General features: G+C 34.3%; 12 protein-coding genes. 6 read left to right on the forward strand and 6 right to left on the reverse strand.

From position 1 onward, the window contains the following. The first annotated feature begins 32 nt into the window (after positions 1-32). The 4 genes from RBU60_RS06130 (at position 33) to RBU60_RS06145 (ending at position 3,181) form a co-directional block, all read left to right on the forward strand. On the forward strand, positions 33-605 hold the full coding sequence (locus RBU60_RS06130; RefSeq protein ID WP_308863856.1) for a DUF6705 family protein: 573 nt from the start codon (positions 33-35) through the stop codon (positions 603-605). 239 nt (positions 606-844) lie between these two features. After that, positions 845-1,414 (forward strand): DUF6705 family protein, encoded by a 570-nt coding sequence (locus RBU60_RS06135; RefSeq protein WP_308863858.1) that lies wholly within the window; start codon positions 845-847, stop codon positions 1,412-1,414. A 698-nt stretch (positions 1,415-2,112) separates the two neighbouring features. Beyond that, positions 2,113-2,700 (forward strand): hypothetical protein, encoded by a 588-nt coding sequence (locus RBU60_RS06140; protein WP_308863859.1) that lies wholly within the window; start codon positions 2,113-2,115, stop codon positions 2,698-2,700. 280 nt (positions 2,701-2,980) lie between these two features. Then, positions 2,981-3,181, forward strand: coding sequence for a hypothetical protein (locus tag RBU60_RS06145; RefSeq protein ID WP_308863860.1), 201 nt, complete (start codon positions 2,981-2,983; stop codon positions 3,179-3,181). A gap of 102 nt (positions 3,182-3,283) precedes the next feature. Here RBU60_RS06145 and RBU60_RS06150 read toward each other — a convergent pair whose 3' ends face one another. The 4 genes from RBU60_RS06150 to RBU60_RS06165 form a co-directional block, all read right to left on the reverse strand. Beyond that, positions 3,284-4,936 (reverse strand): hypothetical protein, encoded by a 1,653-nt coding sequence (locus tag RBU60_RS06150; RefSeq protein ID WP_308863862.1) that lies wholly within the window; start codon positions 4,934-4,936, stop codon positions 3,284-3,286. Positions 4,937-4,979: 43 nt separating this feature from the next. Further along, positions 4,980-5,273, reverse strand: a complete 294-nt coding sequence (locus RBU60_RS06155; protein ID WP_308863864.1) for a hypothetical protein — start codon at positions 5,271-5,273, stop codon at positions 4,980-4,982. A gap of 125 nt (positions 5,274-5,398) precedes the next feature. Beyond that, positions 5,399-6,232, reverse strand: coding sequence for a helix-turn-helix domain-containing protein (locus tag RBU60_RS06160; RefSeq protein ID WP_308863865.1), 834 nt, complete (start codon positions 6,230-6,232; stop codon positions 5,399-5,401). A 209-nt stretch (positions 6,233-6,441) separates the two neighbouring features. Further along, positions 6,442-6,612: a hypothetical protein gene (locus tag RBU60_RS06165; RefSeq protein WP_308863867.1), complete on the reverse strand. Its 171-nt coding sequence runs from the start codon at positions 6,610-6,612 to the stop codon at positions 6,442-6,444. A 109-nt stretch (positions 6,613-6,721) separates the two neighbouring features. Between RBU60_RS06165 and RBU60_RS06170 the strand changes: the two genes are divergently transcribed. Next, positions 6,722-8,389 (forward strand): DUF1186 domain-containing protein, encoded by a 1,668-nt coding sequence (locus RBU60_RS06170; protein ID WP_308863868.1) that lies wholly within the window; start codon positions 6,722-6,724, stop codon positions 8,387-8,389. Positions 8,390-8,607: 218 nt separating this feature from the next. On the opposite strand, the gene amaB is transcribed toward RBU60_RS06170, so the two are convergent. Continuing rightward, positions 8,608-10,161, reverse strand: a complete 1,554-nt coding sequence (gene amaB / locus RBU60_RS06175) for an L-piperidine-6-carboxylate dehydrogenase (RefSeq protein WP_308863869.1) — start codon at positions 10,159-10,161, stop codon at positions 8,608-8,610. Positions 10,162-10,606: 445 nt separating this feature from the next. Continuing rightward, on the reverse strand, positions 10,607-11,143 hold the full coding sequence (locus tag RBU60_RS06180) for a 3-hydroxyanthranilate 3,4-dioxygenase (protein ID WP_308863870.1): 537 nt from the start codon (positions 11,141-11,143) through the stop codon (positions 10,607-10,609). A gap of 473 nt (positions 11,144-11,616) precedes the next feature. Between RBU60_RS06180 and RBU60_RS06185 the strand changes: the two genes are divergently transcribed. Beyond that, positions 11,617-12,681, forward strand: coding sequence for an isoaspartyl peptidase/L-asparaginase family protein (locus RBU60_RS06185; RefSeq protein WP_308863871.1), 1,065 nt, complete (start codon positions 11,617-11,619; stop codon positions 12,679-12,681). Positions 12,682-12,951 lie beyond the last annotated feature (270 nt).

Below are 12,951 nucleotides of genomic sequence, written 5' to 3' on the forward strand. Positions count from 1 at the left end.
GCTTTACGCGGATTTTTTTTATATCTTTAAATATGAGATTAATGCTACTTTTTTTGATAATTGCAGTTGTAAGCTGTAAAGCACAAACATTACCATCACCACAAAACATCATTCCTGTTGAACAGCAAATTATAAATCGGAATAATGAAATAGAGGTTCCAGATAATACTTACTATAAAGATATTAATAACTTATTTGATAAATATATTGGAGTCTGGACTGGAAACTATAATAACAAAAGCTATGAGTTCGTTATATCTAAAATTAATAAAAGCTTTTTAGGCATTACTGTAGATGAACTTATAATTAAATATAAAATAACAGATAATAACGGAAATATTCTGGTTAATACAACAAATTTACCCGATGATGATTTGTTAGTAATTGAGGGAGATTATCTAGATGAGAATGGAGAAACATATCACTTATATTATATTGGGGAAAATTATAAATGTGGTCAAAATGGTTATATTACTATGGCAGTTGTAAATAACGGAACACAGTTAAACTTTGGTTTGTCTGTAGAGGGAGAAATGACGCAGTCTTGCCAAACAGGCCCAGCAGAGCAAATATTTCCAGAATTTATGACTCTTAATAAACAATAATGAATCCAAGTTAGATTTTACTTTAATAATTAAAATACAAAAAACCAACTCATTAGATTTGGGTTTTTGTATTTTAAAGACTACATAAAAGTTTCTTAGCAATAACTCAAACAAAATAATTTAGAATGAGCCAGATTTAAAGCCGATGCTAGCTTTGAGAGTTCTACAAAGATAGAATTAATAATAACGAGAATGTTGATAGCGAAACTTGCTGAAAAATAAACTTATAATCATACATTATGAAAAACACACTCTTAATCTGTTTGTTTGTTTTCGCAGCTTTAAGCTGCAAAGCACAAAACATTATACCTGTAGAAGACTTTTTTGATTACCAAAACGAAATACCAGACGGAACCTATATTAAAGACATAAATAATGTATTAAATAAATTTACAGGTACATGGCTTGGAAGTTATGATAATAAAAACTATGAAATTGTAGTCGAAGAGGTTGTTTATCAATCTCAAATTAGAACTTCGCTCACTTATGATCAGTTGCACTTACGCTATAAAATCACGGATGCAAATGGAACTATTTTATTAAATACGCTACCATTACCAGATGATAACGATTATGTAGCCATGGGACAATATGTAAATCCTTCAGGAGCATATCAATTAGATTATGCTGGGTATGAATACGATTGTGGACAGTCAGGTACTCTATTTATTAAAACTTTTAATGACAATACACAAATGAAATTGTATTTATACTTAGGAGAGTCCCCGTATAATGAAGATGATTGCCCCAATGGCTTTGCAGAGCAAGAATTCCCTACCAATAGTCAGATGTTATTAACCAAGCAATAGATAATAACTATTTTTAAACTACGAAGTACGTTCGAATCATCTTAAAAGTTCTTGGAATTGCATTAATACTATTTTTATGTAAGCACGCGATTCAAGCATTTATCGAGTTTACCAATATAATCCCGATTAAACCCAGAGCTTATATTCGGGGAGAATTTAAAGCAGCAAAATATACATTTATTTGGCAATTTGTTTATAGCTTTTGGGTATATATACTTGCAGTTATAGCATTTTACTCTCTCTCCAGAACAAAATGGTTTAGAAAATTAAAAAGTTGGATTATTATATCATTCTTAAGTATCTTGATTTTCTTGTTTGTCCTAATAATTCATGAATTTGAATTTCCATTAGAAAGAACATACTTTCTGACAGGAGAGCGATTTAACTATGGATTAATAGAAGATTTTATAATCTATTCTTCCTTAGCTATAATTCTAGTTTTTGCTAATAAAAAGTGGTTGGCAGAAAAATAGTGCTAGTTTTTATAATTATTTAAGTAATCTATGGATAAAACCTTTGCAATGATGATGTTAATTATGGTATAGCCAATGTTGCTCCTCAAAGTAAATACAGGCCAAATTGGAATGACGTAAAGGATGTTCTTTTAGGTAATGCTCCTATCTCTGATTTAGGCTGTGATTAAAATTCTAAAGTATCTATGAATAAGTTAAAACTCAAAACTGTTAAAAATGAAAATAATGAAAATAATACTAGCCATAACAATAATCGTTTTAAGCTATAATTGTAGAGCTCAAAAAACTAATGGAATAATAATAATCGAAAATATCATTCCTGTTGAAAAACATATTAACTACTTAGAAAACGAAATTGAAATTTACGACAATAGTTATTTTAAAGATGTCAATGATAAGTTAACTTCTTTTGAGGGTACATGGATTGGCAATTACGACAATAAAGCTTATGAAATACAAATAGAAAGATATACTTATATTTCGTCTATTCGACCTTTAAAAATTGATAAACTATCAATAAAGTACAAAATAACAGATGCACAAAATAATATATTAATTAATACTTTAAACTTTTCTAATGATGATACATTAACACTTAATGGTAACTATTTTCTTTCTAACGAGGAAACCTATCAAGTCAATTATGTTGGTTATGAATGTACTCATGCTGGAAATTTATTTATGGCAACATTCAATGCTGGTACGCAAATGAATTTAATAATGATTCCAGATTCTGAAAGACGTTGTTCTCAGACGGAACAAGCCCCTCAGATATTTCCTATAAATCAAAAAATGATTTTAACCAAGCAATAATTAAAGTAAGTTTTAATAATAGCAGAAAAAAGTCAAATAATAGCGAAACTTAATAAAAATAACTTATTTGATACATATATTGGCGTCTGGACTGGAAATTATAATAACAAAAGCTATGAGTTCGTTATATCTAAAATTAATAAAAGCTTTTTAGGCATTAGTGTAGATGAACTTATAATTAAATATAAAATAACAGATAATAACGGAAATATCATTATAGATACTACCAACTTACCTGATGATGATTTGTTAGTAATTGAGGGAGATTATCTAAATGAAAATGGAGAAACCTATCATCTATATTACATGGGAGAAAATTATATTTGTGGTCAAAATGGCTATATTAGGTATAGCAGTTATAAATAACGGCTTACAAATGAACTTGGGTTTTTCGCTTAGAGGAGAAAAAACACAATCTTGTCAAACAGGCTTAGCAGAGCAAATATTTCCAGAATTTATGACGCTTAATAAACAATATTGAATCCGAGTTAAATTTTATTTTAATAATGAAAACACACAAAAACCCAACTTTAACCAGTTGGGTTTTTAATTGAAAATCGCGATTTTTTTAAACCAATATAAACTATAACCTCAACTTCACTTCCTCCACCCAAACCGCTTTGCGATCGTAGGTTTTCTTGAAATTCTTTAAAATAAAATCTCGGTCGTAAGTCGGTTTCTTTTGGTAACGGAGTTCTCCATTCACATAAATAGAAATGGCTTGCTTCATAGTTACCATTTCGGGAGAAATAAAAACGCTGAGTTCCCTTACCCGGGAAGTTTTTATGCGAAAGACATTGTCTTTATAATTGGCTTTTACCGCAGCAGATTTTCGTGGAAAATCAAAAGCTTTCTCATTCACTTTTTTAGTGCGTAACGAATCCTGATCATCATAATATTTCTTCTCGTAGATGGTGAAATTTACTTCTTGATGCCACTGCTTTTTGGGTTGCATGGTGTCGAGCTGCTTTATCTCTAACCAATCTATCTTGCCATTTTTTACATCATCCGTTTCCCAGTATAATTCATTTGGAAACGAGTTTCTTTGCTGTGATTTCAAATCTTCAAAGCTGTCTTTGATAGGTTCTTCAGATGCTGGAAACTGAGGAAACCAATGAGGAAAGCCATTATAGCGATGGTCATTATAATTTAAACCTAGCTTCCTAGCTAATTTCACCAAGCTATCGTTGGCTTTGGGTGGAAAATAATAATCCTCATCGGTTGAAATATTATAAAACGAGCGTTGGTTCATGTTTTTGAGAAAAGTTCCGCCCGTATAAACTTTAGGCTGAGTATTCATTCCGTAGAATCCTGCAAAAGCACTGGGATTTTTAACCAAAAGATTAAAAGAACCTGTAGCTCCGTTAGAATGACCGGTCGCAAAAACCGCATCATCATCTATATTAATAAACTGCTTGAGTGTTTTTAAAATATCGGTGACCATGGCAAAACCTTGATCTCCCAGCATCCAGTTAAATTCTTTATTCGAATTGGGATACACCATAATCACATTGTTTTCTTCTGCATAGTGCTTGTAAAAACGTTGCCAACCTTCCTCTAATGAAGTGTTGGGATAAGCCGGAATTTGTTGGTGACGCACGGCTCCGTTTAAAAAGAATAGCAATTTGTTAGGTTGCTTTGGGTTATACGATTTGGAAAGACGGACAAAGAAATTGTTGTCCAAAGTATCGTTCACTTTTATAAACCCAAAAACCTCTGAAGGAATGCTTGGATAGTCTTCAAAATCCCGAATCGCTTGATACAACTCTTTCCCGTCGTTCAGCGCTGAATAAGTGGCACCACCTAAGCCTTGTTGCATCCACTTTTGTTGTTGTGCTTTTAGTTTGTTCTGATAGGTTTCAATTTTACGCTCCACTTTTTCTTGAAAAGCTTCCCATTTCGGAGATTCTTGTAGGTGATAAAAATCGCTTTTAGCGTACTTAAAAATCATTCTTAAATTCTGCTCCTTATATTTCTCTTCTAGGATTTTATTGAGCCAATAAAATCCTGTTTCGGGATCCTTAAATTTATTGGCGGCGTAGGCCATATCATATAGATGCCAAAAACTCACTTTTTCTGGAACCTCCACATACAATTCCCGATACATCTCATAGCCTTTTCGGGCATTGGCAATCGTATCGGTTTTAGCATAAACCAAACTGTCTGCTACGTAAAATTTCTTATCGTAATCTTGGGCGTAACAATTTGCCGCAAAAGCCAGTAATAAAATGAACATGGATTTTTTCATAGTTTAGTTGAAATAATAGCTGTTTTTATAACTATTTATTTATGATTTCTAACTTTTTAATCTGTAAAAACGACTTTACATATCCATTGCCAAAACTTTCAATTTCAATAACAAATACCTCATTGTGTTTTGCTTCAAACGTTATTTTCTGGCTTTTGAGAACTAATCCGCCTTTAGCGAACAAGGTGTGCTTTCCTTCTTCAATATTCCATTTTTTTATTTCTCCCCTATCAATACGTCCAATTTTTTTATTATCTAAATAAATATTTACACCAATTAAACCAAATGTGAATTCTTTTTTTCTTCTGATTACTAAGTCTGCCATTTATAAATTTTTAGAATGCTACCAACAATAAAAAACTTATTTTTTATTGTTGGTTCTATTTGTTTTTTTACAAAACTAACTTCAAAAGAATTCACAAAATTGTAGAATTGGGACATTGTACCAGTTTAGTCTTTAAAATTCCAAATTGTATCTTCTGACCCCATTTTGGTAACAGCAGCCAAGAATTTTTTCGGCGGAAGCTGCGTTAGTTTCTTAAATTGCTTGATAAAATCGGATTGATCAAAATAGTTTTCCGAAGAAATCTGCGTGAGATTAACGTCTTTTTGCTCTTGTATTTTTTTTAGTGCCAATCTAAATTTAATCAATTTTTTATACCCTTCAACCGAACAATCCAAATGTTTCTGAAACAAGCGTAAAAGCGTTTTTCTACTCACTTCCAACTCTTCAGCAAGATCTTGCACCGCAATCATTCCTTCGCTTTCAATGATACGCTGCAAAGCTTTTTTCAGTCTCACTTCTGGAAACTCCGTTTGACGCTCAAGAAAGTAGCTGTTCAATAAAGTTGATTTTTCCTCAATCTCTTCCGCAGTAAAAACGAGATCAAGAACTTTCTCAAAATTTCTTCCGAAGCAACTTACATAATTCACATGATTAGGAAATAGGTCGGTATAATTTCCGTGAATAAAATGATGTATTCCCAAAGGTTGAAAAACAATGCCTACTTTTTGAAAAACCCCATGTAAATGCACCGTACCTATTCTTGTTTGAAGTTTAGAATAGACTATGGGAGAAGCATCAACATCCGGTAGAACTTTTGCTGTCACCTCATCAAGTAAACAATGCGAGCTCTGTTGGTAAGCGGTAAGCGCATGTTTAAAGTGAGGATAATAGGTAAACGTCTTGTGAAAGTGGGAAGAAAAAGACTGGTGCACGTAATAATATGCAATATAGGGAGCTAGTGCTGGCGCTGGTTGACACGTTAAAAATTGATCTTCCACAGTTTTTTCTTTGAAAGATGAAGATAACAAAAACCCCCTCACTTTAAAAAAGCGAGGGGGTTTTCTATGTTATACGAAATTGTCACTTCGAGTGGGATGCTTTAGAAAACAAGAAATCTTGATTTCCTAAGTTTTCTAAGCAGGTGGTAATCGAGAAGTTTTAGTTCTTCAACTAGGTCTCGACTCCGCTCGACCTGACATTTGATTTTCTACAAATCAAATTTAATTCCTTGTGCTAAAGGAAGTTCCGTGGTATAATTAATCGTGTTGGTTTGACGACGCATATACACTTTCCAAGCATCACTACCAGATTCTCTTCCGCCTCCGGTATCTTTTCCTCCACCAAAAGCTCCACCAATAAAAAATAAAACCCTCTCCATTTTTTAAAACTTTCAATAAGATTTAGATTTCCATGCGTTAATTTTACAATTCATCGCTTAAAGGATGGTATCCCGATAGTGAAGTTGTCATTATTAAAAATTAAAGAAGATGGAAGATTCTAGATACGAGCAAAGAAATTATAAAATAACCAATGATCCCGAAATTTTAAACAAGCAGAATTGTGTAACTCCGTTTATTCAGGAAATTATTGAAGATATACATCCCGATGTGGAAAAGGGCAGGAAGTATATGATTCAAAAACTACAAAAATTGATTACCAAATATCCACAAGTTCCCATTTTTAAAAACTTTTTAACTGTAGTTTATAAACAACGCGGGGAAATGGAAAAAGCGATCCAACTCAACAAGCGATTGCATAAAGAACATCCCGATTATTTCTTCGGAAAAGTAAATCTTGCTGCAGAATATCTTACTTCACAAGAATATGACAAGATTCCTGAAGTTTTGGGAGAGGAAATGGAATTGCAAGACTTATATCCTAACCGAGATACTTTTCATATTGCCGAATTTATTTCTTTCTATCAAATAAGCGGACTCTATTACTTATATACAGGCGATTTGGAGCAAGCCGAAATTCGTTTAGAAATGATTCAAGAATTAGATAAGGATAACCCCAAGGTTCTAGATTTAGAATGGAGGATTGAAGACTATAAAACTGAATTAGAATTAGAGCAGGATATAGATCATGAAATACCACCCGAACCTTATAAGACAGGGGCAGATAGACATTCCCATTTACAAACACTTGAAGCTCCAAAATTTAATTTCCCGCTACAAATGCAGTGGCTTTATGAGGAAGATTACGATTTCCCAGAAAATAAATTGCAAAAAATTCTTGCGTTAGAACGGGAGCCGCTAATAAAAGATCTTCAAAAGGTGCTGAATGACAGTATTTTACGTTTCGAGTATTTTTTAAATGATCCCGAAAATGAAGAGTTTACCATGTTCCCTATTCACGCCCTATTTATAATTTGTGAACTTAAAGCTACAGAGGCAATTCCTACAATTCTAGAGGTTCTTCAGCAAGACGAGGAAATTTATGAAACTTGGTTTGGCGATTTTATTAATGATATTGTCAATTCTATAGTGTTTACTTTCGGAGAAGAACATTATAAACAATTTTTTGAATTCTTAAAACTTCCTAATTTATATACTTTTTCCAAATCCTATGTTTCTGAAGGATTTATTTACCTCTTAAGAGAGAAACCAGCACTTCGCCAACAATTTTTAAGTGATTATAAACATATCCTTGACTTTTTTATCGAGAAACAAGAAGATGAAGATTATACAAATGAACTTACCTACGGTTTAATTATTTCAGATGTGGTTTCGGCTGGTTTTAAAGAATTGCTTCCAGAGATTACAAAGCTTTATAAACTCAACTTAGTGGCTGAAGATGTCTGTGGTGATCTAGAAGAAATAGAGAAAAATATTCAGGAAACAGAATTAAATTATTTGAAAAAAGAATTCCATAAATCCAATTTTTTTGAAAAATACCACTTATGGAAAGTAGGTTATGAAAGCTACCTTGAAAAAGAATTTGAAGATATAGATTTTGAAGAAGAAGAAGACTTTCTTGAGGATGATGATTTTGATGATGATGATGATGTTAGCTTTGACGAAGAAGCTTTCCAGAGGTTAATCTTAAACAATCAAGACAGCGAGCCTTCAATAAAACCAAAAGAGCCGAGAAGAAACGACCCTTGTCCTTGTGGAAGCGGCAAAAAATACAAGAAATGTTGTTTGAATGCTTAATACTAATTAAACAGATAACATTTAAATTGGTATAAACAAAAACCCCCTCACTTTAAAAAAGCGAGGGGGTTTTCTATGTTATACGAAATTTTCACTTCGAGTGGGATACTTTAGAAAACAAGAAATCTTGATTTCCTAAGTTTTCTAAGCAGGTGGTAATCGAGAAATTTTAGTTCTTCAACTAGGTCTCGACTCCGCTCGACCTGACATTTCGTTTTCTATAAATCAAATTTGATTCCTTGTGCTAAAGGAAGTTCCGTGGTATAATTAATCGTGTTGGTTTGACGACGCATATACACTTTCCAAGCATCAGAACCAGATTCTCTTCCGCCTCCGGTATCTTTTTCACCACCAAAAGCTCCACCAATCTCAGCACCAGAAGTACCAATATTTACGTTAGAGATTCCGCAGTCAGATCCTTCTACAGAAAGAAAACGCTCTGCTTCACGCAGATTGTTGGTCATAATTGCCGAAGAAAGTCCTTGACGAACTCCGTTTTGCAATTTCAACGCATCGGTTACATCTCCTTTATACTTCATGATATATAATACAGGAGCAAAAGTTTCGTGTTGTACAATTTCAAAATGGTTTTCCGCTTCCGCGATAGCAGGTTTTACGTAGCATCCGCTTTCGTAACCTTCGCCTTCTAAAACACCACCTTCAACTAAAACTTTACCGCCTTCTTCCTCTACTTTTTTCAAGGCATTTAGGTAATTCTTTACAGAATCTTTATCGATTAACGGCCCTACGTGATTGTTTTCATCCAATGGATTCCCAATACGCAACTGTCCGTAAGCTTTAACCACGGCATCTTTTACTTTATCATAGATATCTTCGTGTACAATTAAGCGACGCGTAGACGTACAACGCTGCCCGCAAGTACCAACCGCTCCAAATACAGCTCCAATTACCGTATTTTTAATGTTCGCATCTGGCGTTACAATAATCGCATTGTTTCCACCAAGCTCCAGTAAAGTTTTTCCTAGACGTCCTGCTACTTCCTTCGCTACGATTTTCCCCATTCGGGTAGAACCTGTAGCTGAAATTAATGGCACACGCTCATCTTTAGTCATCATCTCTCCAACCGTATGGTCTCCTGTAATTAAACAAGAAATTCCTTCTGGAACTCCGTTTTCAGAAAATACACGCGCTGCAATATTTTGACACGCTACAGAAGTAAGCGGAGTCTTCTCAGATCCTTTCCAGATACAAGCATCTCCACAAACCCAAGCTAAGGCCGTGTTCCAAGACCAAACCGCTACTGGGAAGTTAAACGCAGAAATTACGCCTACTACGCCCAATGGGTGGTATTGTTCGTACATTCTATGACCAGGGCGCTCAGAATGCATGGTTAACCCGTGCAACTGGCGAGATAGACCTACTGCAAAATCACAGATGTCTATCATTTCCTGTACTTCTCCCAATCCTTCTTGATACGATTTCCCCATTTCGTAAGAAACCAATTTTCCTAATGGTTCTTTTAAACGACGCAGTTCATCATTAAATTTTCTCACTACTTCTCCACGCTGTGGTGCAGGAAGTGTTCTCCATTCTTTAAAACCTTCAGATGCGGTAGAAATCACTTTTTCAAAATCTTCCTTAGTGGTCGCTTTCACCTTTCCTATTAAAGCTCCGTCTACGGGAGAATAAGATTCGATGATTTCACCATTACTAAAAAAGTCTTTTCCAGTAGAAGTACCGTTGTTTATATCCTTTAAGCCTAATTCTTTTAAGGCCTTATCGATTCCAAATTCTTTTGCAATTTGACTCATGTAATTGATATATTTTAAATTATTGGTAAAAAAGCTGATTTAATCCTCTAATTGGTAGCGGATTTTCAACCAATGCCGAAAATAAAAAATTATCTTCTAAATACCTTGTAAATAATTTTAAGTTCCTGTTAATTTCCTAAATGCAGGTTTATAAAGGCTAAAGCGAATAAAATCTAAGCATAATTTTAAATTAGTTGTGTCCGACTAAGATACAAGATCGCTTCGCTGAAAGACGTAAGATAAAAGACTTGATTCATAATAGCTTAATAACCAAATTAATTAAATTAAGAATAGGTATTTATTTTTTAAATTTCAATGCGCAACATCATAGCAAGCTGTAACATCCTTAAAAAGTTTAAAAACCTTATTATACTTGTAATAACAGAAATCTGTAATATTTTTATTGGACACTAGTGTTTTTCAATAATGAATTCGGATATGGGTACTACTCCGCCACAAATCGTTTATCCACATCCATCACCGTTCCGCAATTATCGCAGGTACGCAATTCTTTACTAGCATAGAAATGTTTAAAATGTTTCAAAAAATCGACTTCAATGTCATTTAACGGGAAATACACCTCGTACAATTTATGGTTGCAATTATCGCAAAACCACAGCAAACCATCCTCGCCAGATAAATCTTTTCGTTTTCTTTCTACCACCAAACCTATAGAATTTTCTCCTCGCGCAGGAGAATGCGGCACTTTACCAGGATGTAAATACATATCTCCAGGCCCTAATTTCATGGTTTTCTTTTCACCATCTTCTTGAATGTGCACCTCAATATTCCCTTCCAACTGATAGAACAATTCTTCGGTTTCATTGTAATGATAATCCTTCCTAGCATTGGGTCCCGCTACGATCATCACAATATAATCCCCCGCATCTTTGTATAAATTCTTATTGCCCACGGGAGGTTTTAAAGAGTCTCTATTTTCTTCAACCCACTTCGTTAAATTAAAAGGTTTTTGAATCGCCATAGTTTTGTTTTTTTGAATTTTATAAATTTACTAAAAGCTTTTTAAACCTTTGTCATCATTCTGCTACTTTGGGCAACTTTTGCCCTAAAAAAGGGGCAAAACCGCGCTATTCGTTACAATTCCGTTTGTGCTAAGGCACAATCCGGGATTTTCACTACTATCGCTGTCGCAAAAAATGAGTATCTTTTATTTTCAATTATTAGTGTCCGTTTAAAATTTTACAGAGTTCTGCGGATTCAGACATAATAGGCATTCTGAGGTTTTTAGGTTAATTACTGCTTGCTAGTGACTTTATCATTGATAATTTAAAGATTAATAAAAATTTTTACTGATTTATTGTAATTATCAGGTTGTTAACAATCATTTCTCATATCTTATGTCTTTCAGCGCAGCGGCCCGCCCGAACGTATTGTTTCGATACGGGCAGGTCTTATCTCTTAGTTGGACACGGCTAATTCCTAATTTTTAACACTATGAAAAATATTCTACTTCTCTGGGGTGTCTTATGCTTAAGCATCAGTTGCCAGCAAACCAATAAATCTTCTGTTGATCCTACTCAAAAGCAAACTACGCTAGATACAATTCAAAAAAAACCAAACGCCCCTTTTGGCATTGTCATCCACGGTGGCGCAGGAAAAATCATCAAAGAAAACCTTAGCGACAGCTTAGAAAAAGTATACCATGAAAAACTTTCCGAAGCTATTTCTAAAGGCAACGACATCTTAAAAAACGGAGGTTCTGCCGTAGAAGCCGTAAAACAAAGTATCAATATCTTGGAAGATTCTCCTTTGTTTAATTCGGGGAAAGGCGCTGTACTCACCCACGAAGAACAACCCGAACTGGACGCTTCCATTATGGATGGAAAAACCTTAAATGCTGGCGGAGTTAGCGGTGTTTCTACCGTCAAAAATCCTATTAATTTGGCCTATGAAGTAATGGAAAACTCAGAGCATGTATTTTTATCTGGAAAAGGCGCCGAAGCTTTTGCGAAAACCAGAAAGCTCACTTTAGTAGACCCTTCTTATTTTATTACTAAAAAGCAACTTCAAAATGTTCGTCGCATCAAACAAAAAGAAAACAACAAACAGGCGTCTTTCTATAATCCAGACCTCAACGGAAGCAAATTTGGCACCGTAGGTTGTGTGGCTTTAGACAAAAACGGAAACCTTGCCGCCGGGACTTCTACCGGAGGGATGACCAATAAAAAGTGGGGACGCATTGGTGATTCTCCTATTATTGGCGCGGGAACTTACGCCAACAATGCGACTTGCGCTGTTTCGGGGACAGGTTGGGGAGAATATTACATTCGTGGTGTCGTAGCTTATGATATTTCTGCCTTAATGGAATATAAAGGACTCAGCATACAAGAAGCTGTAAAAAAAGTAATCTATAAGAAACAACCTCAACTAGGTGGCGAAGGTGGCATTATCGCCATCGATCATTTGGGTAATATTGCGATGGAATTTAATACTCCGGGAATGTTTAGAGCCAGTTATTTAAACGATGAATTAGACATTAAAATGTATCAAAAAGAATAATTCTCTTAGAATTGAAATGAACCTATATCCGGTGGCTGAGTGATTCTCGATCGAAAATTATATCGAAGCCATATCCCAATTTTTTTCGACAAACTAAAAAAAAGCTCCTTCCTTTTTTGCTTCTACCACGAAGGTTGGGTCTAGAATTTTATTTTTTAATTTAAAGGATAACCGACTTAGGACTGAAAGACGTAATATTTTTTTACTATTTGAGGTGAATAGCGTTTTAAACAATATTAGTAATGCCGTGTAAAGTCTTATTATAGTTGC

The organism is Mesonia profundi (assembly GCF_031085155.1).
GTDB lineage: Bacteria > Bacteroidota > Bacteroidia > Flavobacteriales > Flavobacteriaceae > Mesonia > Mesonia profundi.